Annotated in this window: 27 protein-coding genes; 21 read left to right on the top strand and 6 right to left on the bottom strand. The window is 69.1% G+C overall.

Annotation, left to right across the window (positions count from 1 at the left end):
• Positions 1-8: 8 nt before the first annotated feature.
• The 4 genes from HHL10_RS14155 to corA form a co-directional block, all read right to left on the bottom strand.
• Positions 9-323, bottom strand: a complete 315-nt coding sequence (locus HHL10_RS14155) for a DUF6156 family protein (RefSeq protein ID WP_205833036.1) — start codon at positions 321-323, stop codon at positions 9-11.
• Positions 320-556 (bottom strand): FmdB family zinc ribbon protein, encoded by a 237-nt coding sequence (locus HHL10_RS14150; RefSeq protein WP_169161014.1) that lies wholly within the window; start codon positions 554-556, stop codon positions 320-322. Before HHL10_RS14150 ends, HHL10_RS14155 begins: the two co-directional genes overlap by 4 nt.
• Before the next feature lie 56 nt (positions 557-612).
• Complete coding sequence (locus HHL10_RS14145; RefSeq protein WP_169161013.1) at positions 613-1,023, bottom strand: group II truncated hemoglobin; 411 nt, start codon at positions 1,021-1,023, stop codon at positions 613-615.
• 147 nt (positions 1,024-1,170) lie between these two features.
• Positions 1,171-2,139, bottom strand: a complete 969-nt coding sequence (gene corA / locus HHL10_RS14140; protein ID WP_169161012.1) for a magnesium/cobalt transporter CorA — start codon at positions 2,137-2,139, stop codon at positions 1,171-1,173.
• 144 nt (positions 2,140-2,283) lie between these two features.
• Between corA and HHL10_RS14135 the strand changes: the two genes are divergently transcribed.
• The 10 genes from HHL10_RS14135 to HHL10_RS14090 all read left to right on the top strand — a co-directional run bounded on the left by HHL10_RS14135 (position 2,284) and on the right by HHL10_RS14090 (position 12,882).
• A complete protein-coding gene (locus tag HHL10_RS14135) occupies positions 2,284-3,138 on the top strand; it encodes a helix-turn-helix transcriptional regulator (RefSeq protein ID WP_169161011.1) in 855 nt (284 codons plus the stop codon).
• Positions 3,139-3,366: 228 nt separating this feature from the next.
• Entirely contained in the window at positions 3,367-4,776 is a 1,410-nt protein-coding gene (gene nifE / locus HHL10_RS14130) for a nitrogenase iron-molybdenum cofactor biosynthesis protein NifE (RefSeq protein WP_169161010.1), read from the top strand.
• Between the two features lie 25 nt (positions 4,777-4,801).
• Complete coding sequence (nifN, locus tag HHL10_RS14125; protein WP_169161009.1) at positions 4,802-6,202, top strand: nitrogenase iron-molybdenum cofactor biosynthesis protein NifN; 1,401 nt, start codon at positions 4,802-4,804, stop codon at positions 6,200-6,202.
• Between the two features lie 30 nt (positions 6,203-6,232).
• Positions 6,233-6,646 (top strand): nitrogen fixation protein NifX, encoded by a 414-nt coding sequence (gene nifX / locus HHL10_RS14120; protein ID WP_169161008.1) that lies wholly within the window; start codon positions 6,233-6,235, stop codon positions 6,644-6,646.
• Positions 6,643-7,116 carry a NifX-associated nitrogen fixation protein gene (locus HHL10_RS14115; protein ID WP_169161007.1) on the top strand — a complete coding sequence of 158 codons (474 nt, stop codon included), beginning with the start codon at positions 6,643-6,645 and terminating at the stop codon, positions 7,114-7,116. The genes nifX and HHL10_RS14115 overlap by 4 nt, the downstream gene beginning before the upstream one ends.
• Positions 7,109-7,312 (top strand): CCE_0567 family metalloprotein, encoded by a 204-nt coding sequence (locus tag HHL10_RS14110; RefSeq protein ID WP_169161006.1) that lies wholly within the window; start codon positions 7,109-7,111, stop codon positions 7,310-7,312. The genes HHL10_RS14115 and HHL10_RS14110 overlap by 8 nt, the downstream gene beginning before the upstream one ends.
• A 127-nt stretch (positions 7,313-7,439) precedes the next feature.
• Positions 7,440-7,745, top strand: coding sequence for a ferredoxin III, nif-specific (gene fdxB / locus HHL10_RS14105; RefSeq protein ID WP_169161005.1), 306 nt, complete (start codon positions 7,440-7,442; stop codon positions 7,743-7,745).
• Between the two features lie 2 nt (positions 7,746-7,747).
• Entirely contained in the window at positions 7,748-8,149 is a 402-nt protein-coding gene (locus HHL10_RS14100; RefSeq protein ID WP_235971451.1) for a nitrogen fixation protein NifQ, read from the top strand.
• 263 nt (positions 8,150-8,412) lie between these two features.
• The gene (locus tag HHL10_RS14095; protein WP_169161003.1) at positions 8,413-8,718 is read left to right on the top strand and encodes a hypothetical protein; all 306 of its coding nucleotides are present in this window, start codon (positions 8,413-8,415) and stop codon (positions 8,716-8,718) included.
• Positions 8,719-9,000: 282 nt separating this feature from the next.
• Positions 9,001-12,882 carry a Calx-beta domain-containing protein gene (locus tag HHL10_RS14090; RefSeq protein WP_169161002.1) on the top strand — a complete coding sequence of 1,294 codons (3,882 nt, stop codon included), beginning with the start codon at positions 9,001-9,003 and terminating at the stop codon, positions 12,880-12,882.
• Between the two features lie 192 nt (positions 12,883-13,074).
• Here the strand turns inward: HHL10_RS14090 and HHL10_RS14085 are convergent, their stop codons facing one another.
• Positions 13,075-14,076 carry a cytochrome-c peroxidase gene (locus HHL10_RS14085; protein ID WP_169161001.1) on the bottom strand — a complete coding sequence of 334 codons (1,002 nt, stop codon included), beginning with the start codon at positions 14,074-14,076 and terminating at the stop codon, positions 13,075-13,077.
• A gap of 402 nt (positions 14,077-14,478) precedes the next feature.
• On the opposite strand from HHL10_RS14085, the gene HHL10_RS14080 reads away from it, so the two are divergent.
• The 6 genes from HHL10_RS14080 to HHL10_RS14055 are packed head-to-tail and all read left to right on the top strand — an operon-like array spanning position 14,479 to position 19,260.
• Positions 14,479-15,693, top strand: a complete 1,215-nt coding sequence (locus tag HHL10_RS14080) for an IscS subfamily cysteine desulfurase (protein WP_169161000.1) — start codon at positions 14,479-14,481, stop codon at positions 15,691-15,693.
• A 49-nt stretch (positions 15,694-15,742) separates the two neighbouring features.
• Positions 15,743-16,162 carry a Fe-S cluster assembly scaffold IscU gene (gene iscU / locus HHL10_RS14075; RefSeq protein WP_169160999.1) on the top strand — a complete coding sequence of 140 codons (420 nt, stop codon included), beginning with the start codon at positions 15,743-15,745 and terminating at the stop codon, positions 16,160-16,162.
• 45 nt (positions 16,163-16,207) lie between these two features.
• Positions 16,208-16,621: an iron-sulfur cluster insertion protein ErpA gene (erpA, locus tag HHL10_RS14070; RefSeq protein ID WP_169160998.1), complete on the top strand. Its 414-nt coding sequence runs from the start codon at positions 16,208-16,210 to the stop codon at positions 16,619-16,621.
• A 12-nt stretch (positions 16,622-16,633) separates the two neighbouring features.
• Positions 16,634-16,957: a HesB/IscA family protein gene (locus HHL10_RS14065; RefSeq protein ID WP_169160997.1), complete on the top strand. Its 324-nt coding sequence runs from the start codon at positions 16,634-16,636 to the stop codon at positions 16,955-16,957.
• A 12-nt stretch (positions 16,958-16,969) separates the two neighbouring features.
• Positions 16,970-18,871, top strand: coding sequence for a Fe-S protein assembly chaperone HscA (gene hscA, locus HHL10_RS14060; RefSeq protein ID WP_169160996.1), 1,902 nt, complete (start codon positions 16,970-16,972; stop codon positions 18,869-18,871).
• An 8-nt stretch (positions 18,872-18,879) separates the two neighbouring features.
• Positions 18,880-19,260: a 2Fe-2S iron-sulfur cluster-binding protein gene (locus HHL10_RS14055; RefSeq protein ID WP_169160995.1), complete on the top strand. Its 381-nt coding sequence runs from the start codon at positions 18,880-18,882 to the stop codon at positions 19,258-19,260.
• 75 nt (positions 19,261-19,335) lie between these two features.
• Here HHL10_RS14055 and HHL10_RS14050 read toward each other — a convergent pair whose 3' ends face one another.
• Positions 19,336-19,785 (bottom strand): lysozyme, encoded by a 450-nt coding sequence (locus tag HHL10_RS14050; protein ID WP_169160994.1) that lies wholly within the window; start codon positions 19,783-19,785, stop codon positions 19,336-19,338.
• 348 nt (positions 19,786-20,133) lie between these two features.
• Between HHL10_RS14050 and HHL10_RS14045 the strand changes: the two genes are divergently transcribed.
• The 5 genes from HHL10_RS14045 to HHL10_RS14025 all read left to right on the top strand — a co-directional run bounded on the left by HHL10_RS14045 (position 20,134) and on the right by HHL10_RS14025 (position 24,527).
• Positions 20,134-20,616, top strand: coding sequence for a DUF1579 family protein (locus HHL10_RS14045; protein ID WP_169160993.1), 483 nt, complete (start codon positions 20,134-20,136; stop codon positions 20,614-20,616).
• 277 nt (positions 20,617-20,893) lie between these two features.
• Complete coding sequence (gene nifV, locus HHL10_RS14040) at positions 20,894-22,036, top strand: homocitrate synthase (protein ID WP_169160992.1); 1,143 nt, start codon at positions 20,894-20,896, stop codon at positions 22,034-22,036.
• 16 nt (positions 22,037-22,052) lie between these two features.
• Positions 22,053-22,403, top strand: a complete 351-nt coding sequence (gene nifW / locus HHL10_RS14035) for a nitrogenase stabilizing/protective protein NifW (protein ID WP_169160991.1) — start codon at positions 22,053-22,055, stop codon at positions 22,401-22,403.
• A gap of 153 nt (positions 22,404-22,556) precedes the next feature.
• The gene (locus HHL10_RS14030; protein ID WP_169160990.1) at positions 22,557-23,405 is read left to right on the top strand and encodes an electron transfer flavoprotein subunit beta/FixA family protein; all 849 of its coding nucleotides are present in this window, start codon (positions 22,557-22,559) and stop codon (positions 23,403-23,405) included.
• 24 nt (positions 23,406-23,429) lie between these two features.
• Positions 23,430-24,527, top strand: coding sequence for an electron transfer flavoprotein subunit alpha/FixB family protein (locus HHL10_RS14025; protein ID WP_169160989.1), 1,098 nt, complete (start codon positions 23,430-23,432; stop codon positions 24,525-24,527).
• Positions 24,528-24,530 lie beyond the last annotated feature (3 nt).

The raw sequence follows: 24,530 nt of genomic DNA, 5'->3' as shown, positions 1-24,530 counted from the left end.
GCCCGCGCTCAGCCCGCGCCGAAGACCAGCACTTGCGGCTCGTCCTCGTGCGCCGAGGTGATGACGGCCTCGCGCAGCGCGCCGGCCGCGTCGTAGGCGTAGTCGTGGCGCATCTCGACCTCGCCGTAGACGATCTTGTCGCAGCGGCGCATGCGCCCCTGGGCGTCGTACTCGGCGCGGAAGTAGGTGTTGCGGTGCCGCAGCGATGCCGGGTGCAGCTCCTGGCTTAGCTGCAGCGGCAGCTTCACGCCGCTGTAGGTGAGGAAGCAACGCATCGTGCGGTCGGCGGCCTCCGTGCCCTGCGCAGCTTGCGGGGTGCTCACTTCAGCAGCCGGGCCCGCTCGGCCGCGCTGTAGTTGCTGAAGTGCCCTTCGCGCGCGGCGGCGTGGCGGTGGGCCGCGATGATGGCCTTGCTCTTGCCTTGCGGGGCGGTCAGCGACACGCGCCGCTCCAGCGCCGCCGAGGCGCATTGCGGGCAGGCGGGCGTCGTGCTGGAGCGCACCAGCAGCTCGAAGTCCTGGCCGCAGGCAGGGCAGTGGTAGTCGTAGATCGGCATGTCGGCCTCAACGTGGAAGGTGGACGGCTCGGTGGCGGCAAGGGGCCGCGCGCCGCTCAGATGGTGTTCTTGATGTGGTCGGCGATCTTCCAGAACGCCGCATCGAGCTCCTGGCGCAGCCCGGCGTCGGTGCAGGTCTGCGCCAGTGCCTGGCGCATGCAGGCCATCCAGGCGCCGCGGGCGCCGGCGTCGATGTCGAAGGGATGGTGGCGCCGGCGCAGCATGGGCGTGCCGCGCTCGGCGCTGTAGGCCTTCTCGCCGCCCATCCACTCCACCAGGTACTTCACCACGATCGCCTTGGTGTGCGCGAGGTCCGGCGCGTGCATGGCGCGGATGGCGCGCGCGTCCTCGCGCGTGTCCATGGCCAGGTAGAAGGCGTCCACCAGGCGGGCCACCGCCTGCGGACCTCCCAGCCGCTCCAGGTGCGGGTTGCGGGTGCTGCAGACCACGGGAATGTGTGCACTCATGGCCGTTTCCTTTGCAACAGCCGTACCAGGGCGCTGCATGGAGCCTTGCCCCGCGTCATACCCTGCGCCGGGACGGCGCGGCATCCACCGGGCGCGTCGGACAGCCCGGCTTTGTCGGGTTCCGGACAAACGCGCCGGGCGCCAGGCTCAGAGCCAGCCGACCTTCTTGAAGCGGCGGTACAGCAGCACGCAGGTCAGCACGATGGTGCCCAGCGCCAGCGGGTAGCCGTACTGCCACTTCAGCTCGGGCATGTGCTCGAAGTTCATGCCCCAGATGCCGGCGAAGGCGGTGGCGGCGGCGAAAATGCCGGCCCAGGCGGCGAGCTGCTTGGTGATCTCGGACTCCTCGATGGTCACCATGGACAGGTTCACCTGGATGGCCGTGCCGATGGTGTCGCGCAGGCTGTCGAGGCTGGCATGGATGCGCAGCAGGTGGTCGTAGACGTCGCGGAAGTATTCGCGGTTGCCCTCGCACACCGCCGGCACGCGCCCGCTCCAGAGCTTGGCCACCGCTTCCAGCAGCGGGGTGACGGTGTGGCGCACGGCCATGATGCGCTGCTTGAGCGCGTAGAGCTGCTGCACGTTGGTGCGCGCCGATCCGGGCTCGAAGATCTGGGCTTCCAGGGCCTCCAGCTCGCTTTCCATGAGGTCGATGATGGGAAAGTAGCGGTCCACCACCGCGTCCAGCAGCGCGTACAGCACGAAGCCCGCGCCGTGGCGCAGCAGGTGCGGCTCGCGCTCGGCGCGCTCGCGCACGCCCAGCAGGCTGTGGCGGCTGCGGTTGCGTACCGAGAGCACGAAGTTGCGGCCGACGAAGACGTCCACCTCGCCGACGCGCAGCTGGTCCAGCGCGTCGAGCTCGACGGTGTGCATCACGACGAAGAGCTGGTCCGCGTACTCCTCGACCTTCGGGCGCTGCTGGCCGTGGCTGGCGTCCTCCACCGCCAGGTCGTGCAGCCCGAACTCGCGCTGCATGGTGGCGAGCTCCTCGTCGCTGGCGTCGCGCAGCGCCACCCACACGAAGCAGTCAGGCCTCTCGACCCAGCGGCTGATCTCCTCGACCGGAATGTCGGAGAGCTTCTTTCCCTCCTGATAGACGACGCAGTTGATCAGCATGACGGGCCACCCTCAAGACAACCCGCCATTCTTGCGCATCGGCTCCGGCGGCCCGCCGCGACCCTGCAAGCCTCGCGGCAGGCTGGAGGCACCGGCCGCGGCCACAATGCCGGGCTGTCGCGTTCGCTTCCGTGCCCCGTTGCCATGACAGCCCCGCTTCTGAAGCGCCGGTCGGATTCTGCACTGGCGGCACCCAGCGCCGAGCTGGGCGCCTGCGTGCGCGCCTACTACTGGCATGACCTGCGGCCCTGCGCGCCGCTGTCGCTGGAGCAACGCCAGAGCCTGATCCCGCCCAACCCGTACATGGCCGTGGTATGGCTGGTGGAGGGCCGCGCCGTGCTGGTGGAGCGCGGCGGGCAGGCACAGGCCGTGGAGCTGCCGGCGGTGATGCTGGCCGGGGCGCACCGGCAACCGTACCGCTCCATGGCGCTCACGCCCTATAACTCTTTCGGCCTCGTGTTCCAGCCGGCCGCGCTGGGCCTGCTCAGCGGCCTGGACGCCGACCGCCTCACCGAGCAGGTCGTCGATGCCCGCGAGCATCTGCCGCCGGACTGGAGCGCCTTCCTGGACGCCGTTGCGACAGCCCCAGACCATGCGCAGCGCATTGCCTGCTGCGAAGCCTTCCTGGGCCCGCGCTGGGCCACGGCGGCAGGCCCACGAAGCGTGTGGCGCCGCTTCGGCGCCGCGCTGTGGCAGCGCTCGACCCGGGCTGCGGCGCTGGGCCTGCTGAACTGGACGCAGCGGCATTTCCAGCGCCGCACCCGCCAGCTGGCCGGGCTGAGCGCCACGGAGATCGAGCGCCTGCTGCGCCTGGAGCAGGCCCTGCGTGATGTGCGCGACGGGCGCGCCAGCCGCGCCGAGGCCGCGGCGGCGCATGGCTACGCCGACCAGCCGCACTTCACGCGCGAGGTGCGGACCTACATGCACGGCAGCCCGGGAGAGCTGCTGCAGCGCGTCAACGACCCGGAACGCGAGTCCGACTGGCTGCTGCGGCTGTAGCCTGCCGGCCGCTGGTCGCGCTCGAAGCACGGCGACATCCGCGGCCAGTGCCGCGACGCCGGCATGTCGCGCCATCGCCAAGGCGTCGCGTTTGTCGCAAACCCGCCATGCCGCAGCGGCGCATGGAGCACCGAAGCCGCCATTCGGCCCGTGGCCGAAGCCTGGAAGCGCACACACGCTGCTGGCACCGAACCTGCTTAGCTGTGCTCGCATGCCCCAGGAGAAACCATGTCGCCCAGCCTGAAGGACAAGATTGCGCAGGTCTTTGACGAGCCAGGTTGCGAACACAACCAGACCAAGGACGAGAAGGCGCGCAAGAAGGGCTGCACCAAGCAGCTCACGCCGGGTGCCGCGGCCGGCGGCTGCGCTTTCGATGGCGCCAAGATCGCGTTGCAGCCCATCGTGGACGTGGCGCACCTGGTGCACGGCCCTATCGCCTGCGAAGGCAACTCCTGGGACAACCGGCACAGCGCGTCCTCCGGTTCTCAGCTCTACCGCACCGGCTTCACCACCGACATCAACGAGCTCGACGTCATCTACGGCGCCGAGAAGCGGCTGTTCAAGGCCATCCGCCAGATCCTGGACCGGCAGGACCCGGCGGCCGTGTTCGTCTACCAGACCTGCGTCACCGGCCTCATCGGCGACGACATCGAGGCCGTGTGCAAGCGCGCCAGCGAGAAGTTCGGCAAGCCGGTGATCCCCGTCAACGCGCCGGGCTTTGCCGGCCCGAAGAACCTGGGAAACAAGCTCGGCGCCGAGGCGCTGCTGGACCACGTGATCGGCACCGTCGAGCCCGAGCGCATGACGGCCTACGACATCAACATCATCGGCGAGTACAACCTCTCGGGCGAGTTGTGGCAGGTCAAGCCGCTGCTCGATGCGCTGGGCATCCGCGTGCTGAGCTGCATCTCGGGCGACGGCCGCTACCGCGAGATCGCCGGCGCCCACCGCGCGCGCGCCAACATGATGGTGTGCTCCAAGTCGATGATCAACGTCGCCACGCGCATGCAGCAGCGCTGGGGCATCCCGTTCTTCGAAGGCTCGTTCTACGGCATCTCGGACATGAGCACCACGCTGCGCGACATCGCGCGGCTGCTGGTGGAGCAGGGCGCCGACCCCGAGCTCCAGAAGCGCACCGAGGCGCTGATCGCCGTCGAGGAAGCGCGCGCCTGGGAGCGCATCCGCGCCTACCGCCAGCGCCTGGCGGGCAAGAAGGTGCTGCTCATCACCGGCGGCGTGAAGAGCTGGTCGGTGGTCGCCGCGCTGCAGGAGGCCGGCCTGGAAGTGGTGGGCACCAGCGTCAAGAAGAGCACCCGGGCAGACAAGGAAAAGATCAAGGAGATCATGGGCGACGACGCGCACATGATCGACGACCTGAGCCCGCGCGAGATGTACGCCATGCTGCGCGACGCCCGGGCCGACATCATGCTCAGCGGCGGACGCAGCCAGTTCGTGGCCCTCAAGGCGCGCATGCCCTGGATGGACATCAACCAGGAGCGCCACCACGCCTTCGCCGGCTACGAGGGCATGGTCACCATGATCGCCGAGATCGACAAGGCGCTGTTCAACCCGGTGTGGCAGCAGGTGAAGGCCCCCGCCCCTTGGGAAGAGACCGAAACCGCCGCGCTGCCGGCTTGAAGAAGTTGCGCAGGAGAGCACCGCCATGGCCCTCGTCACCGAATCCAGGAAAGCCGCCGCCGTCAACCCGCTCAAGATGAGCCAGCCGCTGGGCGCGAGCTACGCGTTCATGGGCCTGGCCTCCTGCATGCCCGTGATGCACGGCTCGCAAGGCTGCACCTCCTTCGGGCTGGTGCTGCTGGTGCGCCACTTCAAGGAGGCCATCCCGCTGCAGACCACGGCGATGAACGAGGCCACCACCATCATGGGTGGCTACGACAACCTGGAGAAGGCGCTGCTCAACATCCGCTCGCGCGCCAGGCCCAGGCTGATCGCCATCTGCTCCACCGGCCTCACCGAAACCAAGGGCGACGACGTCGAAGCGTTCGTCAGGCTGGCGCAGGACAAGCACCCGGAGCTGCACGATACCGCCGTCGTCTACGCCTCGACCCCCGACTACGTCGGCGCCTTCCAGGACGGCTGGGCCGCTGCGGTGACGGCGCTGGTGTCCAGGCTGCCGCGCCAGAACGAGCCCAAGGTGGCGCGCAAGGTCGCGGTGCTGCCGGGCTGCCACCTGACGCCGGGCGACATCGAGGAGCTGCGCGAGATCATCGGGTCCTTCGGGCTGCGGCCGGTGTTCGCGCCGGACATGTCAGGCTCGCTCGACGGCCACATTCCCGAGGGCTGGCTGGGCCACACGCTGGGCGGCACCACGCTGGACGAGCTGCTGGCGCTGGGCGGCGCGCAGCACGCCATCGCCATCGGCGAGCAGATGCGCCCGGCCGCGCAGGCGCTGCAGGCCCGCTGCGGCGTGCCGTACACGCTGTTCGACCGGCTCACCGGCCTCACCGCCACGGATGATTTCATCCGTTTCCTCAGCCGGCTCAGCGGCCGGCCGGTGTCCATGAAGTTGCGGCGCCAACGCAGCCAGCTGGTGGACGCGATGCTCGACGGCCACTTCCACTTCGGCAACGTCAGGGTCGCGCTGGGCGCGGAGCCCGACCTGCTGTGGGCTGCGGGCAGCTTCCTCGCCGAGATGGGTGCGGAGCTGTCGGTGGCCGTGACCACCACCAAGTCGCCGCTGCTGGAGCGGCTGCCCACCGCGGAGGTGCTCATCGGCGACCTGGAGGACTTCGAGCGCTCGGCCCAGGCGGCCGGGTGCGACCTGTTGATCACGCACTCGCATGGCCGCCAGGCGGCGCAGCGCCTGGGCAAGCCGCTGTTCCGCCTGGGCATCCCGATGTTCGACCGCATCGGCAACTCGCACGTCTGCCACGTGGGCTACCGCGGCAGCCGCAACTTCGTGTTCGAGGTCGGCAACCTGCTGATGGACCAGATCCACCACGCCAGCCCCGAGGACTGGCCGCTCACACCCGCGGCCCGCGCCGCCGCTGCCGGCCTGGCCCCTTCCGCCGCCGGCGAGGGCGTGGCCGAGATCGGACTTTGACCCGTACCGCCCCCACAGGAGCTCCAGCCCATGAAAGTCGCCTTTGCCACCCAGGACCAGCAGCGCGTGGACGCGCACTTCGGCTGGGCCAAGCACCTGGCCGTCTACGAGGTGACGGCCGAGAGCTGCGCCTTCGTGGAGGACTTCGCCTTCGGCGACAACCTGGCCGAGGACGGCGATGAGGACAAGCTCGCGCCCAAGCTCGCCGCCATCGGCGACTGCGCCATCGTCTACGTCGGCGCCATCGGCGGTTCGGCGGCCGCGCGCGTGGTGGCCGCCGGCATCCACCCGGTGAAGGTCACCGGGCCGGACTCCATCTCCGACATCCTGTCCAGGCTGCAGGAAGTGCTCAAGGGCACGCCGCCGCCATGGCTGCGCAAGGCGCTGCTCAAGGGCCAGGAGAAGCGCTTCGATTTCGAGGAAGAGGACCAGGTCCAATCATGAGCGAAGTTCAGGCCCAAGCCCCGGAAGAAGCCCTGCTGCAGGACCGCTTCATCCGCGAGCTGATCAAGCAGCTGCGCGCGCAGGACACGCACGGCACCTGGGAAGGCAAGAGCGACCCGCAGTTGCTGGAGCCCTATGTTGTCACGGCCGAGCAGCGCCGCGCCATGCCGATCATGGGCGACCCGGACCCCGAGACGCTGTGGCGGCTGGAGCTGTTCCACAACGCCATCGGCCTGGCCATCGAGCGCGCCACGGGCTGCATGGTCGCGCCCATGATGAACATGAGCCACGAGGGCTTCGGCCGCGCCGTGCTCACCACCGGGCGGCTCATCGTCGTCAACCGCTACCTGCGCGACGTGCACCGTTTCGGCTACCCCTCGCTGCAGAAGCTGGCCGAGGCGGGCAACAAGCTCGTCGACGAAGGCATCGGGATGATCGAACAATTCAAGGAGGTTGCCACCTATGGCTGACATCGACGCCCTCAAGGCCGAAGTCAGGAAGCTCAATGCCAAGGCCGTGCAGGCCAAGATGGACCTGCACGACCTGAGCGAGGAGCTGCCCACCCACTGGGAGCGCATCCCCGAGGTGGCCCGCCTCGCGCACGAGGCGCACGAGGCGCTGATGGCCGCGCGCGGCAAGCTGGCGGCGGCGCAAGCCGCGGGCTGATCGGCCGGCCTGGCCGGAAAGCACGTTCCGTTCGGGCGCTGAGCTTTTCGAGGCCCGGCCGCGCCGTCACGGCGCCCCTTCGACAAGCTCAGGACGAACGGGCAGAGCAGAAGAGAAAGCAACTGTCATGGCAAATTTCAGCGTCACCATGCCTTCGGGCGAGAGCTGGATTCCAAACTTCGTCCAGTCCATCAACGAGGAAAAGTGCATCGGCTGCGGCCGCTGCTTCCGCGTCTGCCCGCGCGGCGTGCTGGAGCTCATCGGCCTGGACGAAGAGGGCGAGCGCATCGCCCTGGACCCGGACGGCGACGATGACGAGGAATACGAGAAGAAGGTGATGACGATCGCCCATGGCGGGCTGTGCATCGGCTGCACCGCCTGCGCCAAGATCTGTCCCAAGAAGTGCTACACGCACGCGCCTGCCGTGGTATGACGATGCTGGCGCAACGGCCTTTCCTGCCTGAGCCCTTGCCGCTGGCGCGCTCGCGCCGCGCCGCGCGGGGCGACGAGGTACAGGACGTGGCGGCGCTGCTGCTCGACCATGCCGACGCCTCGGCCGGCACGCCGGCCGAGATCCTGCACATGGCCGAGACGGTGGCCGTGGCCTGCCTGGGTGACAACCACCTGTGGCAGGACCTGCAGCTGGCTTCGCGCACCGAGCTCTCGGCGCTGATGAGGCACTGGTTCCCGTCGCTGGTGGCGCGCAACGCCAAGGACATGAAGTGGAAGAAGTTCCTTTACAAGCAGCTGTGCGAGCGCGAGGAGATCTTCGTGTGCAAGGCACCCAGCTGCGCCGTGTGCACCGATCATTCGGTGTGCTTCGGGCCCGAAGTCTGATTCGGCCTCTCAAACGAAGCGGAAATATTCCCTCGTCATGCCCGCGCAGGCTGGCCTCCACGCCGGCCGGGATGCAGCCCGGAGTTCGTGGACACCCGCCTTCGCGGGTGTGACGAGGTTATTTCAGTGAGAAGGACGAATCGGAATGACATGCCACACGGCGTGGGCCGGCTGCGGTGGCGCCTCCCGCACTGGCGGGGCCTGACAGCCTCTTGCAAGCTCGGCACGCCTCAATGGCCGGGCGGTTGCCTGGAGGTGCGCGCATGCTGACCTGGTCCGAGATCGAAAGCACGATGCAGATCGAGTTCGAGCTGCGTCTCGAAGCGCAGGAGGAAGCGGTCCTGCGCGAGCTGCTGGAGCAACCGGCCCTGCTGCGCCGCATGGCGCCCGGCCATCTCACCGATGACGAGGTGCGGGCCATCGCCGAGAAGGCGCTGGCCGACGTGGTGGCCCGCAACGCCGCAGCCGCCGCTGCCGCCGCGCTGCTGGAGCCAGCCCAGTCGCAGCCGGCCGCGGCCTTGTGGCACTGGCCGACGCTCTTCTCCTGGTTCAGGCCGCCCCGGCGCTGAGCGACGGTCTCTGCAGGTCCTGTTGCCCCATGTACCGCGCGAGCACACCGGCATGAAGTAACGCGCGTGTGACGGTTTGACACACTGCCGGATGACAAGTGCAGCCAACTGGATGAGCCTGTAAACATTGGCTCAATCCGTTGCTGGCAGCACGGTTCCGTATGGCTTTTGCTCACCACTGCGGAAACGGCTGTCGCGGCTTCCTCCTTAAGCTCCGGGCAGCCTGCCCATGGCTATCCTGGCCCATGCCGGCAGGCTCTCAACCGACTGGGGAGTCGAGCCATGCCGATCGTTGTCGATGACGTCGAAGTCGACGAGTCCGCCGCCGTTGCGCGATTCACGCTGCGCCTGACAACGCCCAATGCGTTGCCAGTGAGCGTTCGCTACAGCAACTCCAACCTCACGGCCGCGAACGGCACGGACTATGACGCCCGCTCCGGCACCGTGACCTTCGCGCCCGGGCAGACTTCGCTGGTCATCGACATCCCGCTGCGCAGCGACGGCGTGCTCGAACGCACGGAGCTGTTCCAGCTCAACCTGTTCAGCGCGGTCAACGACACCATCGCCCGCGACACGGCCTGGGCCACCATCTATGACAACGACGCGCCCGCGATCGGCACGCCGGTCATCCGCGTGGGAGACCGCGTGGTGGACGAGCAGGCCGGCGTCGTGACCTTCACCGTCACGCTGGACCGGCCCAGTGCCGGCAACGTCAGCGTCAACGTCGCCACCGCCAACGGCACGGCCGTGGCCGGCCAGGACTACGTGGCGCTGTCCCAGACGCTGGTGTTCGCACCGGGGCAGGTGGCCAAGACGGTCAGCGTGGCGCTGATCAACGACAACGCGCGCGAGCTGGCCGAAACCTTCGACCTGCGGCTGTCCTCGCCCGTGGGCGGCATGCTGGTGGCGCCCACCTTCGGCCGGGCCACCATCGGCGCCAACGACGCCGCGCCGGTGTCGCTGCCGCTGATCACGGTGTCGGACGCCGTGGCCGACGAGAGCGACCACGCGCTGCGCTTTGTCGTGAGCCTGAATGCGCCCTCGGCCCAGCAGGTCAGCGTGCGCTACAGCAGCAGCAACGTCACCGCCGCCAACGGCAGCGACTACCTGGCGTTGAACGGCACGCTGGTGTTCCTGCCCGGCGAGACCACCAAGGTGGTGTCGATCCCCGTGCTCAACGACGCCACGGCCGAGCGCGTGGAGCTGATGCGCTTGAACCTGTTCTCGCCCACCAATGCGCAGGTGGCCGACGAGGGCGGCCTGGGGGCCATCCATGACAACGACGCGCCCGCCGGGCCGCCGGTCATCCGCGTGGCCGACACCGTGGTGGACGAGGCCGCGGGCCTGGTGACCTTCACCATCGCGCTGGACCGGCCCGGCACCGGCAACGTCAGCGTCAATGTCGCCACCGCCAACGGCACGGCCGTGGCCGGCGCGGATTACACCGCGCTGCCGCTGCAGACGCTGGTGTTCACGCCCGGCCAGGTCGCCAAGACGGTGAGCGTGGCGCTGAACAACGACACCGCGGCCGAGCTCGCGGAGTTCTTCGACCTGCGGTTGTCCACGGCCGTGGGCGGCACGCTGGTGGCGCCCACCTTCGGCCGGGCCACCATCGGCGCCAATGACAGCGCGCCGGTGTCGCTGCCGCTGATCACGGTGACGGATGCCGTGGCCGACGAGAGCCAGACCCTGCTGCGCTTCGCCGTCAGCCTCAGCGCGCCGTCCACGCAGGTGGTGAGCGTGCGCTACAGCAACAGCAACGTCACCGCCGCCAACGGCAGCGACTACCTGGCCCAGAACGGCACGCTCGTCTTCGCGCCTGGCGAGACCACCAAGGTGGTCGAGATCCCGGTACTGAACGACCTGAACACCGAGCGCACCGAGATCCTGCGGCTGAACCTGTTCTCGCCCAGCAACGCGCAGGTCGCCGATGAAGACGGGCTGGGCTTCGTGGTGGACAACGATGCCGCCACCGGCACGCCCGTGATCCGCGTGGCCGATACCGTGGTGGACGAGGCCGCGGGCATGGCCACCTTCAGCATCACGCTCGACCGGCCCGCCACGGGCAACGTCAGCGTCAACGTCGCCACGGCCAACGGCAGCGCGCTGGCCGGCAGCGACTACACCGCCCAGCCGCTGCAGACGCTGGTGTTCAGACCGGGCGAGGTGAGCAAGACGGTGAGCGTGACGCTGGCCAACGACGCCATCAGCGAGCCCGGCGAGTACTTCGACCTGCTGCTGTCCGGTCCCGTCAACGCCACGCTGCCCGATGCGCGTGCGCGTGCGTACGTCGCCACCAACGATGCGCCGCGGGTGAGCAGCCCGATGATCAGCGTGTCCGACGCCCAGGCCGGCGAAAGCGACAGCGCGCTGGCCTTCATCGTGAGCCTGAGCGCGCCGTCCACGCAGCTGGTGAGCGTGCGCTACAGCAACAGCAACATCACCGCCGCCAACGGCGCCGACTACCTGGCCCAGAGCGGCACGCTGGTCTTCGCCCCCGGCGAGACCACCAAGACGATCCTCGTCCCGGTGCTCGAAGACCTCACCAGCGAGGCTGACGAGCTGCTGCGGCTGAACCTGTTCTCGGCCGGCAACGCCACCATCGTCGATGCCGACGGCCTGGGCGTGGTGCACGACAACGACGGCACCACCGGCACGCCGGTACTGGCCGTCACGGACGGCATCGCGGACGAGTCGGGCCGGATCGCGCGCTTCGAGGTGACGCTCGACCGCGCCAGCACGAGGCAGGTCACGGTGCAGGTCGGCACGGCCAACGGCACGGCGCTGGCCGGCGCGGACTACGAGGCGCTGGGCACGCAGACCCTGGTGTTTGCGCCGGGCGAAACCAGCCGCACCGTGCTGGTGAACCTGCGCGATGACGCCGCCGCCGAAAACTTCGAGTTCTTCGACCTGCAACTCTCGGGCGCGGTGAACGCGAGCATCGGTGACGGCCGTGGGCACATGGTCGTCACGCCCAGCGAGCTCGCGACGGTCGTGCAGCCCACGATCTCGGCCGCCGCGATTCCCGCGCCCGAGTCGGGCACCACGCTGGACTTCATCGTCAGCCTGAGTGCGCCGTCCACGCAGCTGGTGAGCGTGCGCTACAGCAACAGCAACGTCACGGCCACCAACGGCAGCGACTACCTCGCGCAATCCGGCACGCTGGTGTTCACGCCCGGGCAGACGGTCCAGGTGCTGCGCATCCCCGTGCTCAACGACCTGGGCATCGAGGCGACCGAGGTCTTCAACCTCAACCTGTTCAGCCCGACCAATGCCACGGTGGGCAGTGCCTCGGTAGCGGCAAGCATCCGTGACGACGACGGCACGCCCGTGCCGCAGCTCACGGTCAACGGCAGCGGCAACGCCGAGGTGCTGGTCGGCCGCGCCGGGGCCAACATCGTCAACGGCGGTGGCGGCAACGACCTGCTCGACGGCGTGGCGGGCGTGATCATGCGCGGGGGCGCCGGCAACGACACCTACATCGTCGAGACGGCGACCGACACGGTCAGCGAGGCGGGCGGCTCGGGCCTCGACAGCGTGGCGGCCTACGTCACCCACACGCTGGCGGCGGACGTGGAGAACCTGCTGCTGATGGGCGGCGCGGCCATCAACGGCACCGGCAACACGGGCAACAACGTGATCGTCGGCAACGGCGCGGCCAACATGCTCAACGGGGGCGCCGGGGCCGACACGCTGTACGGCGCCGCGGGCAGCGACACGCTGACCGGCGGTGCCGGGGCGGATTCCTTCGGCTTCAACAGCCTGGTGGGCGTGGACGCCATCACCGACTGGAGCAGCGCCGACGACCGCTTCCTGTTCAGCATGGGCGGCGTGCGCGTGGGCGACGGTGACACGCTGGTCGAAGGCGCCTTGGTGCGCGCCGCGCCGGGCGGATTCGGCACCGGCGCCGAGCTCGTGATCTTCAGCACCGACATCGCCGGTGCCGTCACGGCGGCCAGCGCAGCGGCGGCCATCGGCTCGGCCACCGCCGCCTATGCCGTGGGCGACGCCCGCCTGTTCGCGGTGGACAACGGCACCCAGACCGGCGTGTTCCTGTTCCGCTCGGCGGGCGCGGACGCGCAGGTCGGCGCCGCCGAGCTCACGCAACTGGTGGCGGCCACCGGCAGCGCCTCGGCGCTGTCGGACTACTTCTTCGTGGCCTGATACCGATTCCACTTTGGTCGTGAGATGACCCGTTCGTACTGAGGTATCGAAGCATCAGGACGAACGGAATTACTTCACTCAGAAGCCAGAAGTGGCCTGAGGCCAGCCTCCAAGGCGCGCCGGCAAAAAAAGACCGCCCGAAGGCGGCCAATGCTCCTGCGGCAGCCGGCCGTCGCCTCGGCCGGCCGCTCCTCAGAACGGTTGCGGGCGCGGCGTCGCGTCGGTGGACGGCGGCAGGATGGGCAGCGTGAGCTTGGGCTGTTCGCCGGTGAGGGTCTTCAGGAAGGACACGATCTGCGCGTTCTCGGTGCTGGAGAAGGTGCGGCCGAGCTGCAGCCTGCCCATGGTGTCCACGGCCTGCGTCAACGTGGCGGCCTCGCCGTCGTGGAAGTACGGGTAGGTCAGCTCCACGTTGCGCAGCGTGGGCACCTTGAAGCTGAAACGGTCGGCATCCTTGCCAGTCACGGCCACACGCCCTTCGGCCGGGCTGCTGGCCTTGTAGGGCGCCACGACGCCCATCTTCTGGAAGGAGTTGCCGCCCACGGCCGGGCCGTTGTGGCAGGCCGTGCAGCCGCTGGTCTTGAAGAGCTGGTAGCCCGCGAGCTCATCCTTGTTCAGGGCGTCCTTCTTGCCCAGAAGCCATTGGTCGAAGCGCGAGTTGGGCGTGACCAGCGTTTCCTCGAAAGCGGCGATGGCCTTGGTGACCTCCTCGATGGTGAGGCGCTCGCTCTTGAACACCTGCCTGAACTCGGCCTTGTAGGCCGGGATGGAGGACAGCACCTCCACCGCCAGCTCATGCGTGAAGGCCATCTCGCCAGGATTGGCGATGGGGCCGCCGGCCTGGTCCTTGAGCGTGTTGGCACGCCCGTCCCAGAACTGCGCAACGTTGAAGCTGGCGTTGAGCACGGTGGGCGCGTTGATGGGGCCCTTCTGCCAGTTGTGCCCGATGGAGCTCTTGAGGTTGTCCGTGCCGCCCATGCTCAGGTTGTGGCAGGAGTTGCAGGAGATGAAGCCGGACCTGGACAGGCGCGGCTCGAAGAACAGCTTCTTGCCCAGCTCCACCAGCGCGGGGTCACTGGCCTTGGCGGCCTTGATCGGCTGGATGGGTTCGTTGCCGGCGGGGCCGGCAGCCTGAGCACTGCCTGCGAAAGCAAGGGCAAGGGCGACGGCAAGGGGCTTGAGAATGTCTTTCATGGCTTGGCTCGTTGTACTTCTTGGTTGCGATCGCAAGGGAATGGGACGGCCCGCCACTGCAAGCCGGCCGTCCTGGTGGAGGGCAAGCCAATTGCATCACCGGCCGGTACATCGGCTTCTGACATTGGTCAATGCGCACCAAGCCAGGACCGGCGTACTCGAAGCGTCTCGAGCCCACATCCAGCACTGGACGACTACCGCGCCTGAACGTGACACCGCTGCGCCGCTCCACGTCGCAGACCCTACAAAAGCGACAGCCATCCCCCGGCGAAGGCCCACGCCGGCCGCGCCCAATGAGGCGGGCGGCGTATTAACTCATTGACGCAGCGCAACTTTGCATGCGCACCCAGGGTTGGCACGGTCCATGCGAAGCAAGGGCCATAGCCGCACGGGAGCCTTCGCATGGACAGCGCCAAACCGATCTACCTGGACTACGCCGCCACCACCCCGGTGGACCCGCGCGTGGTGCAGCAGATGGTGCCTTACCTCTACCAGCAGTTCGGCAATCCCGCCTCGCGCAGCCACGCCTGGGGCTGGGCCGCGGAAGAGGCCGTGGAAATCGCCCGGGAGCATGTGGCCTCGCTGATCAACGCCGACCCGCGCGAGATCGTGTGGACCTCGGGCGCCACCGAGTCCAACAACCTCGCGCTCAAGGGCGCCGCGCAGTTCCACCGCAGCCGCGGCAGGCACCTCGTCACGGTCCAGACCGAGCACAAGGCGGTGCTGGACACCATGCGCGAGCTGGAGCGCGAAGGTTTCGCCGTCACCTACCTCGACGTGCAGGAGGACGGCCTGCTGGACCTGTCCGCGCTGGAAGCGGCGCTGCGCCCGGACACGGTCCTGGTGTCGGTGATGTGGGTCAACAACGAGATCGGCGTCGTCCAGGACATCCCGGCCATCGCCGCGCTGTGCCGCGCCCGCGGCATCCTGTGCCACGTCGATGCGGCGCAGGCCAGCGGCAAGGTCGAGATCGACATGCAGCACGTGCCGGTGGACCTGCTGAGCCTGTCGGCGCACAAGACCTACGGCCCCAAGGGCATCGGCGCACTGTACGTGCGCCGCAAGCCGCGCGTGCGCATCGAGGCCCAGATCCACGGCGGCGGCCACGAGCGCGGCATGCGCTCGGGCACGCTGCCCACGCACCAAATCGTGGGCATGGGCGAGGCCTATCGCCTGGCCAAGGAAGGCATGGGCCGCGAGAACGAGCGTATCCGCGCGCTGCGCGACCGGCTGCTCTGCGGCCTCAAGGACATCCCGGCCGTGCGCGTCAACGGCAGCCTGGGGCGGCGCGTGCCGCACAACCTCAACATCAGCTTCGAGTTCGTCGAGGGCGAGTCGCTGCTCATGGGCGTCAAGGGCGTGGCCGTGTCCTCGGGCTCGGCCTGCACCTCGGCCAGCCTGGAGCCCAGCTACGTGCTGCGCGCACTGGGCCTGTCGGACGAGGTGGCGCACAGCTCGATCCGCTTCTCCGTCGGCCGCTTTACCACCGAGGCCGAGATCGACGCCGCCGTGGCCCAGGTGCACGCCACCGTGGAGCGGCTGCGCTCGCTGAGCCCGCTGTGGGAGCTGCACCAGGCCGGCATCGACCTCGACACCATCCAGTGGGCCGCGCACTGAGCGCGCGACCCGCCGCCACCGCAAACGCACCGCATCAGGAGCACCTCACATGGCTTACAGCGACAAGGTCATCGACCACTACGAGAACCCGCGCAACGTCGGCAGCCTGGAGGCCGACGACACGGTGGGCACCGGCATGGTGGGTGCACCCGCCTGCGGCGACGTGATGAAGCTGCAGATCAAGGTCAATCCCACCACCGGTGTGATCGAGGACGCCAGGTTCAAGACCTACGGCTGCGGCTCGGCCATCGCGTCGAGCTCGCTGGTGACGGAGTGGGTCAAGGGCCGCACGCTGGAGCAGGCGCTGGCGATCAAGAACACCGCCATTGCCGAGGAGCTGGCGCTGCCGCCCGTGAAGATCCACTGCTCGATCCTGGCCGAGGACGCCATCAAGGCCGCCGTGGCCGACTACCGCGCGCGGCGTGCCCCCGTCACCGAGCAGCCCGCCTGCGCCAGCAGCGCGAACTGAGCCCGCCTCCCGCACATCCCTGTCCGAACCTCAGGAGAGAACACCATGGCTTGCCAATCCCAGCCCGATGCCGCCGGCAGCTGCAGCGCGTCCGCCGCCCCTCCGATGCCGGTCGAGCTGCCCGAGGGCGCCGATCCGATACGCCTGACCGACGCGGTGGTGAGCAAGGTCTCGGAGATGCTGGCCGAGGAGAACGACCCGGCGCTGCAGCTGCGCATCTTCGTCACCGGCGGCGGCTGCTCGGGCTTCCAGTACGGCTTCGCCTTCGACGACGAGCGCAAGGAGGACGACTTCCGCATCGAGCGCGAGGGCGTCAAGGTGGTGGTCGACGCCATGAGCATGCAGTACCTGGTGGGCGCGGAGATCGACTACGAGGACAAGCTCGAAGGCGCGCGCTTCGTCATCAAGAACCCCAATGCTTCCAGCACCTGCGGCTGCGGCAGCTCGTTCTCGGTTTGAAAGGCCACAGCCATGTCCATCAGCGTGACCCCGAAGGCGGCGGCCCAGATCCGTAAGGCGCTCACCCAGCGCGGCGGCGGGTTCGGCCTGCGCCTGGCGATCAAGACCAGCGGCTGCTCCGGCTACGCCTACGCGCTGGAGTTCGCCGACGAGGCCCGCGGCGAGGACCTGCGCTTCGACAGCGAAGGCGTGACGCTGCTGGTCGATGCCGCCAGCTTGGCCCTGCTCGACGGCACCCAGCTCGACTGGGTGCGCGAGGGCCTCAACGAAGGTTTCCAATTCAACAACCCCAACGCCAGCGCCACCTGCGGCTGCGGCGAGAGCTTCGCGGTTTGAGGGAACGACACCATGGCCTTGCTGCAGATCGCTGAACCCGGGCGCAGTGCCGCTCCCCACCAGCACCGGCTGGCGGTGGGTATCGACCTGGGCACCACGAATTCGCTGGTGGCCTGCGTGCGCAGCGGCATGGCGCAGGTGCTGGACGACGCGCAGGGCCGGACGCTCTTGCCCTCGGTGGTGCACTACGGCACCTACGGCGGGCTGCTCGTGGGCCACGAGGCCCAGGCCATGGCCGCCGCGGACCCGCTCAACACCATCGCCTCGGCCAAGCGCCTGATCGGGCGCCGCCTGGCCGACCTGCAGAACCAGATGCTGCCCTACGCGCTGGAGGCACTGTCCGACACCGCCGTGGGCGTGCGCACGCGCCAGGGCGTCAAGAGCCCGGTGGAGGTGGGCGCGCAGGTGCTGCGCGCGCTGCGCGAGCGGGCCGAAGCGGTGCTGGACGGTGCGCTGGTGGGCGCGGTGATCACGGTGCCGGCCTACTTCGACGACGCTCAGCGCCAGGCCACCAAGGACGCCGCGCAGCAGGCCGGCCTGCACGTGCTGCGCCTGCTCAACGAGCCCACCGCCGCGGCCGTGGCCTACGGGCTGGACAGGGGCAGCCAGGGCACCTACGTGGTCTATGACCTGGGCGGCGGCACCTTCGACGTGTCGGTGCTGCGGCTGCAGCGCGGCGTGTTCGAGGTGGTGTCCACCAACGGCGACCCCATGCTCGGCGGCGACGATTTCGACCACCGGCTGGCCAAGCATTTCATGGCCGCCACCGGCGGCGGCTGGAGCGCGGCGGACATGGGCGCGCTGCTGGCGGCGGCGCGCGCGGCCAAGGAGCAGCTCAGCGAGCACGAGGCGGTGACGATGCGCTGCCGCCGCACCGACGGCAGCGAGGCCGCGCTGGCGCTGGACCGCACCAGCTTTGACGCGCTCACGCGAGCTCTGGTGGAGCGCTCGCTGGGTCCGGTCAAGCGCGCGCTGCGCGACGCCAAGCTGCGCCCCGACGAGGTGGACGGCGTGGTGCTGGTGGGCGGCTCCACGCGGCTGCTGCAGGTGCGCGCTGCGGTGGGCGAGCTCTTCGGCCGCCAGCCGCTGACCGACATCGATCCCGACCAGGCCGTGGCGCTGGGCGCGGCCCTCCAGGCCGACCAGCTCGCCGGCAACCGTGCCGGCGACGGCCTGCTGCTGCTGGACGTGTGCCCGCTGTCGCTGGGCATCGAGACCATGGGCGGACTGGTGGAGAAGATCATCCCGCGCAACAGCAGCGTGCCGGTGGCGCGCGCGCAGGACTTCACCACCTTCAAGGACGGCCAGACCGCGCTGGCGCTGCACGTGGTGCAGGGCGAGCGCGAGCTGGTGAGCGAATGCCGCTCGCTGGCGCGCTTCACCTTGCGCGGCATCCCGCCCATGGCCGCGGGTGCGGCGCGCATCCGCGTGAGCTTCCAGATCGACGCCGACGGGCTGCTGTCCGTGAGCGCGGTCGAGCAGATCTCGGGCGTGCGGGCGCATGTGGAAGTGAAGCCCAGCTATGGGCTGGCCACCGAGACCGTCACCGGCATGCTGCAGCAGGCGCTGGGCAGCGCGGCCGAGGACAGCGCCGCGCGCATGCTGCGCGAGGCGCAGGTCGATGCGCGGCGCCTGCTCGACGCCACCGAGGCGGCGCTGCGCGAGGACGGCGAGACGCTGCTGCAGCCGGCGGAGCGCCAGGAGATCCTGGCCGGCATGCAGGCCGTGGCCGACCTGCTGGAGGAGTGCGCCGCCAGCGAGGGCACGGCCGCCGACTGGCGCTGCCAGCGCGACGCGCTGCGCAACGCCTCCGCGACGCTGAACACGCTCACCACGCCCTTTGCCGCGCGCCGCATGGACGTGCGCATCCGCCAGGCCTTGTCGGGCCAGCGCCTGGACCAGCTTGCCGCATGAGGTCTGCCATGAGCATCGACGCGACCGACGCCCCCGTCGCCAAGACCGTCCAGGTGACGCACATCCGCGTGCTGCCGCATGCCGATCTCTGCCCCGGGGGCCTGGCGTTCGAGGCCCGGCCCGGGCGCAAGCTCGTGGACGAACTGCTGGACCATGGCGTGGAGATCGAGCATGCCTGCGAGAAAGTGGGCGCCTGCGCCACCTGCCACGTGCACGTGCGCGAGGGCTGCCACCTGCTGGCCGCCGCCGACGAGGAAGAGGAGGACCAGCTCGGCGACGCCTGGGGGCTGGACGCCCAGTCGCGCCTGGCCTGCTGCGTGACGCTGCGCGGGCCGGAGCTGGTGATCGAGCTGCCGAAGTTCACGCGCAATCATGCGCGGGAGCGCTGACGACGGCACGGCGGCGCCGCATCCCGCGACACCGCCTCAGCGGCCGCTGAACAGCCGGCACGTTGCCGGACGGCGTCAGGCCTCTTTGAGGAAAAGCTCCTTTTCCAGTTTGCGCCGTCGCACCAGCCCGGGCAGCACCTTGCCGCCACCATAAATCCACCGGCCGAATTCCTGAGCGGCGCCCACATAGTCCTCGGCATTCAGGCGCCTGAGCAGCGTGCTGGTCCTGAGGTTCTGTGCGCCGGCGTTGTAGGCAAAATCCACCAGGGCATCGAACTGGTTTTGGTTCAACGGCACCGTGACATAACGGGTGACGGCATTCTCATATTCCTTGAGTGTCGTGCGCAGGATGTCGCAGGCCCTGGCCTCGCTGATCGGCGGGTCGGACAGCGAAACGGCGCGACCGTCGGCGTAGCGGGTGGAGCCGTAACCGATGGTGGGAATACCCGCCGGGCAACGGTAGGGGGTGGTGCGGAAACCCTCGCAGGTCTTGATCAAGCCAATGCAGCCGTCGGACACGTTCATTGCCATTTCCTCGTTCCGGGAGTACCCCTGCGGGTACGCGTTGTCACGGCGCCCTGATACGCCAGGCGCATTCCACATGCATCAGCTGCCTCAGGTGGTTTCCGAAGGAGACGGGCCCATGTGCAAGCCCGCTCCAGGTGCCGCCGGACAGTCCGATGGGCAAACATAGAAGAGGCCGCTGGGGAAACAAGCCGGCAACCGGAGCACGGCGCGTGCAGGGCGTGAACTATTTAACGCGCAGCTCGCGTTGCGGCAGGCACGGCCCGTGTGAGCCCGGCAGATAAGGGATCGCGATGACAGGCCCTGGCCTTGCCCTGCTCCGACAGTGCCACTCCTGGAGCGCCCGCCATGGCCGCATCCCTTCCCCCGACCCCACTGCAGCGCAGCGCGCTGCATGACGCGCTGAATGCCTTCCTGGGCACCTGGCACGCCACGGGCCAGTCCTATGGCGAGCGGCGGCAGACCTGGATGGCGCCGCGCGCCGCGCCTTCGGCGTGGACGAGCACCCACACCGCCTACTGGCACAGCGGCGGCTTCTTCCTGGTGCAAAACGAGCGGGCCCAGGTGGATGGCAGCCCCTTCGACACGCTCAGCCTGATCGGCGTGGATGCACGCACCGGCCATGGCTTCGTGCACAGCTTCGAGAACCACGGCTTCGAGCGCCGCTACCACCTCATGCACGAAGGCCGGGTGTGGACGCTCAGCGGCGACACCGAGCGGGCGCGGGTCGTGTTCAGCGCCGACGGCCGCACGCAGAACATCCACTGGGAGTGGCGGCCGGAAGACGGCTGGCTGCCGTTGTGCGACCGCGTGGCGGTGCGGGTGGACTGAACGCCGGCGCCCACGGGTAATCCGAGGGACTGCATAGCGTCACGGGCATTCATGCCACTGCCCTGCTCAGCATTCGGGCCCGAGCTGGATGGCGCGCCATCGGAACGGCGCCGGGCGGGCGCTTTACGCGCTTCGCCGTGTAGCTAAGGCGACAAATCCCACATCCAGCGCCTCGCCCCGTACCGGCCGAAAAGTCCTTTGCCATCAGTGGTTTGCGCCACGCCAACGCCATGGCACGGGGCTTGCGATCCCACCCGGCACGAAGCCCGGAGTCCCCATGAAACCATACAGTTTCGTTCTCAACGACACCACGCTGCGCGACGGCGAGCAGACCGCGGGTGTCGCGTTCAGCGACCTGGAGAAGCTCGCCATCGCCCATGCGCTGGACGAGGCCGGCGTGGGCGAGATGGAAGTGGGCATCCCGGCGATGGGGATGCAGGAGGTGGAGCTCATCCGCGCCATTGTCGCCAGCGTCAAGCATGCGCGCACCATGGTGTGGGCGCGCATGATGTACTCCGACCTGGAGGCGGCGCTGCAGTGCGGCGCGCACATCGTGCACATGTCCATCGCGGTGTCGGACCAGCAGATCAGTCTGAAACTGCGCCGCAACCGCGCCTGGGTGCTGGCCACCATCGCCGAGTTCGTGGACCGCGCCCGCGATGCCGGAGCGGCGGTGAGCGTGGGCTTCGAGGACGCCTCGCGCGCCGATGGGGACTTCCTGTGCCAGGCGGCCCAGGTGGCGCAGGCGCATGGCGCCATCCGCGTGCGCTTCGCCGACACGCTGGGCGTGCTGGACCCGTTCTCCACGTACTCGAGCATCGCGCGGCTGCATGCCGAGACGGACCTGGACATCGAGATCCACGCGCATGACGACCTGGGCTTGGCCACGGCCAACACGCTGGCCGCGCTGCGCGCCGGAGCCACGCATGCCAGCACCACCGTCAACGGCCTGGGCGAGCGCGCGGGCAATGCCGCGCTGGAGGAGGTCGCCATGGCCGCGCGCCACCTGTACGGCGTCGATTGCGGCGTGGACACGCAGCGGTTGCCGATGCTGTCGCAACTGGTGGCCCAGGCCGCCAACCGGCCGGTGGCCGCGGGCAAGAGCATCGTGGGCGCCGCGGTGTTCCGCCACGAGTCGGGCATCCACGTCGATGGACTGCTCAAGGACCGCGGCAACTACGAAGCCTTCGCGCCCGAGGAGCTTGGCCGCCAGCACGAGCTGGTGCTGGGCAAGCACTCCGGCACGCATGGTGTGCGCGCGGCCTGCACGCGGCTGGGCCTGCCGCTGGGTGAAGGCCAGGCCGAGCGGCTGCTGGCCGGCATCCGGCAGCTGGCCGTCACGCGCAAGCAGCCGCTGACCGACGCCGACCTGCGCCACCTCCATCTCAACACCGCCACGCGCCAGCCGCTGGCCGCCTGACATCCCCGGAGCCACCATGGACTCGCTCATCCAGCGCCTCAAGGCCCTCTCCAGCGCGGAGGACTTCCTGCAGTTCTTCGGCGTGCCCTTCGACGACCGCGTCGTGCACGTCAACCGGCTGCACATCCTCAAGCGCTTCTACCAGTACCTGCACAAGGCCGAGGGCCTGGCGGGGCTTGACGACGTGGAGCTGTTCCGCCGCTACCGCGAGCTGCTGGTGCAGGCCTACCAGGACTTCGTGCACTCCACGCCCGCCAAGGAGAAGGTGTTCAAGGTGTTCCAGGACGCCGACGGCACCCAGCACGTGGCGCTGAGCTCGCTGCGCGAGGGCCTGGCCGAGCGCCGTGCCGCGCGGGCCGCCCGCTGAAGGCTGCCTCTGTTTCGAAATGGCCTGTGCAGCATCCCGTTCGTCCTGAGGTATCGATGGATGAACGGCACCAACTGTGCGGTCGCCATCGCAGCCTGACGGATTCGCCCTTCGATACCTCAGGGCGAACGGGTTTCAAAGGAGAACGTTCCCATGCACATCGTCGTCTGCATCAAGCAGGTGCCCGACTCGGCACAGATCCGCGTCCACCCGGTCGCCAACACCATCATGCGCCAGGGGGTGCCGGCCATCGTCAACCCCTATGACCTCTTCGCGCTGGAGGAGGCGCTGCGGCTCAAGGACCAGTTCGGCGGCCGCGTGACCGTGCTGTGCATGGGGCCGCCGCAGGCCGAGGAGGCGCTGCGCAAGTGCGTGAGCTTCGGCGCCACCGACGCCATCCTGGTGACGGACCGCGCCTTCGCCGGCGCCGACACCCTGGCCACCAGCTATGCGCTGGCCGCGGCGATCCGCAAGATCGGCCAGGAGCAGGCGGTGGACTTGGTGTTTACCGGCAAGCAGACCATCGACGGCGACACCGCGCAGGTGGGCCCCGGCATCGCCAAGCGCCTGGGCATGAGCCTGCTGACCTACGTCAGCCGCATCGTCAAGGTGGATCTCGACGGGCGCCGCATCCAGGTCGAGCGACGCGCCGAGGGCGGCGTGCAGCTGCTCGACACCACGCTGCCTTCGCTCATCACCATGCTCGAAGGTACCAACGAAATGCGCTTCGCCACCATGGACGACATGCTGCGCGCCGGCCGCTGCCCGGTGAAGCGCTGGAACAAGGACGACGCCGGCATTGAGGACGTCAGCAAGATCGGCCTCAAGGGCTCGCCCACCGTGGTGAGCAAGGTATTCGGCCCCACGCCGCGCAGCGAGAAGGCCGACATGATGGTTGTGGCCGATACCAGCCCGAACGACGTCTGCCTGAACCTGCTGCAGAAGATATTCACCGCGCAACCGACGCTCGAGCAGGAAACCGTCGAGCGGCTGAGCGCCTGAGCCCCCGAGTCCCGGAGAACAACCATGAGTGAAGCTGCAAAGCCCGCCGCCAGGCCCGCCGGACGTGCCGGGCGCAACACCGAGCTGCCCGAGCACCTCAAGTGCTACAAGGGCGTGTGGGTCTTCATCGAGCATGACCGCGGCCATGTCCACCAGGTGAGCTGGGAGCTCATGGGCGAAGCCCGCAAGCTCGCTGACAAGCTGGGCGTGGACGTCAGCGGCGTGCTCATGGGCGGCCCCGGCGAGACGCTGGACGCCTTCGCCAAGGAAGCGTACTTCTACGGTGCCGACCACTGCTACATCATGCGGGACCCGGTGCTCAAGGGCTACCGCAACGAGCCCTTCACCAAGGGCCTGACCGACCTGGTCAACAAGTACCAGCCCGAGATCCTGCTGCTGGGCGCCACCACCATGGGCCGCGACCTCGCGGGCTCGGTGGCCACTACGCTGGGCACGGGCCTGACGGCCGACTGCACCGAGCTGGCCATCGACGGCCGCGCGCTGGCGGCCACGCGCCCGACCTTCGGCGGCTCGCTGCTGTGCACCATCATGACGCTGGCTTACCGGCCGCAGATGGCCACCGTGCGACCGCGCGTGATGCGCATGCCCCGCCGCGACGAGACGCGCACGGGCGACATCGTCGAGATGGCGTTGGGCATGGTGGAGACCGACATCGTCACCAAGCTGCTGAGCTTCATCCCGGACGCCGAGCGCAACGACATCAACCTGGCCTACGCCGACATCATCGTCTCCGGCGGCAAGGGCCTGAAGACGGCCGGCAACTTCAAGCTGGTGTGGGAGCTGGCCAAGGTGCTGGGCGCCGAGGTCGGTGCCACGCGCGCCGCGGTGCAGGCGGGCTGGGCCGAGAACGAGCGCCAGGTCGGCCAGACCGGCAAGACGGTGCGCCCGCGCCTGTACATCGCCGCGGGCATCTCCGGGGCGATCCAGCACCGCGTGGGCATGGAAGGCTCGGACGTGATCGTGGCGATCAACACCGACGCCAACGCGCCCATCTTTGACGTCGCGCACTACGGCATCGTCGGCAACGCGATGCAGGTGCTGCCCGTGCTGACCCAGGCGTTCCGCACACACCTGGCCAAGCGCATTCGCAAGGTTGCCTGAGGG

Source organism: Azohydromonas caseinilytica, assembly GCF_012927045.1.
Lineage (GTDB): Bacteria > Pseudomonadota > Gammaproteobacteria > Burkholderiales > Burkholderiaceae_C > Azohydromonas > Azohydromonas caseinilytica.
Note: the sequence above shows the minus strand (reverse complement) of the source record. Positions and strands in the feature narration are given on the sequence as shown.

Coding starts and splice junctions, on each gene's coding strand:
- HHL10_RS14150 (WP_169161014.1), bottom strand. CDS start 556: ATGCCGATCTACGACTACCACTGCCCTGCCTGCGGCCAGGACTTCGAG.
- HHL10_RS14145 (WP_169161013.1), bottom strand. CDS start 1,023: ATGAGTGCACACATTCCCGTGGTCTGCAGCACCCGCAACCCGCACCTG.
- corA (WP_169161012.1), bottom strand. CDS start 2,139: ATGCTGATCAACTGCGTCGTCTATCAGGAGGGAAAGAAGCTCTCCGAC.
- HHL10_RS14135 (WP_169161011.1), top strand. CDS start 2,284: ATGACAGCCCCGCTTCTGAAGCGCCGGTCGGATTCTGCACTGGCGGCA.
- nifE (WP_169161010.1), top strand. CDS start 3,367: ATGTCGCCCAGCCTGAAGGACAAGATTGCGCAGGTCTTTGACGAGCCA.
- nifN (WP_169161009.1), top strand. CDS start 4,802: ATGGCCCTCGTCACCGAATCCAGGAAAGCCGCCGCCGTCAACCCGCTC.
- nifX (WP_169161008.1), top strand. CDS start 6,233: ATGAAAGTCGCCTTTGCCACCCAGGACCAGCAGCGCGTGGACGCGCAC.
- HHL10_RS14115 (WP_169161007.1), top strand. CDS start 6,643: ATGAGCGAAGTTCAGGCCCAAGCCCCGGAAGAAGCCCTGCTGCAGGAC.
- HHL10_RS14110 (WP_169161006.1), top strand. CDS start 7,109: ATGGCTGACATCGACGCCCTCAAGGCCGAAGTCAGGAAGCTCAATGCC.
- fdxB (WP_169161005.1), top strand. CDS start 7,440: ATGGCAAATTTCAGCGTCACCATGCCTTCGGGCGAGAGCTGGATTCCA.
- HHL10_RS14100 (WP_235971451.1), top strand. CDS start 7,748: ATGCTGGCGCAACGGCCTTTCCTGCCTGAGCCCTTGCCGCTGGCGCGC.
- HHL10_RS14095 (WP_169161003.1), top strand. CDS start 8,413: ATGCTGACCTGGTCCGAGATCGAAAGCACGATGCAGATCGAGTTCGAG.
- HHL10_RS14090 (WP_169161002.1), top strand. CDS start 9,001: ATGCCGATCGTTGTCGATGACGTCGAAGTCGACGAGTCCGCCGCCGTT.
- HHL10_RS14085 (WP_169161001.1), bottom strand. CDS start 14,076: ATGAAAGACATTCTCAAGCCCCTTGCCGTCGCCCTTGCCCTTGCTTTC.
- HHL10_RS14080 (WP_169161000.1), top strand. CDS start 14,479: ATGGACAGCGCCAAACCGATCTACCTGGACTACGCCGCCACCACCCCG.
- iscU (WP_169160999.1), top strand. CDS start 15,743: ATGGCTTACAGCGACAAGGTCATCGACCACTACGAGAACCCGCGCAAC.
- erpA (WP_169160998.1), top strand. CDS start 16,208: ATGGCTTGCCAATCCCAGCCCGATGCCGCCGGCAGCTGCAGCGCGTCC.
- HHL10_RS14065 (WP_169160997.1), top strand. CDS start 16,634: ATGTCCATCAGCGTGACCCCGAAGGCGGCGGCCCAGATCCGTAAGGCG.
- hscA (WP_169160996.1), top strand. CDS start 16,970: ATGGCCTTGCTGCAGATCGCTGAACCCGGGCGCAGTGCCGCTCCCCAC.
- HHL10_RS14055 (WP_169160995.1), top strand. CDS start 18,880: ATGAGCATCGACGCGACCGACGCCCCCGTCGCCAAGACCGTCCAGGTG.
- HHL10_RS14050 (WP_169160994.1), bottom strand. CDS start 19,785: ATGAACGTGTCCGACGGCTGCATTGGCTTGATCAAGACCTGCGAGGGT.
- HHL10_RS14045 (WP_169160993.1), top strand. CDS start 20,134: ATGGCCGCATCCCTTCCCCCGACCCCACTGCAGCGCAGCGCGCTGCAT.
- nifV (WP_169160992.1), top strand. CDS start 20,894: ATGAAACCATACAGTTTCGTTCTCAACGACACCACGCTGCGCGACGGC.
- nifW (WP_169160991.1), top strand. CDS start 22,053: ATGGACTCGCTCATCCAGCGCCTCAAGGCCCTCTCCAGCGCGGAGGAC.
- HHL10_RS14030 (WP_169160990.1), top strand. CDS start 22,557: ATGCACATCGTCGTCTGCATCAAGCAGGTGCCCGACTCGGCACAGATC.
- HHL10_RS14025 (WP_169160989.1), top strand. CDS start 23,430: ATGAGTGAAGCTGCAAAGCCCGCCGCCAGGCCCGCCGGACGTGCCGGG.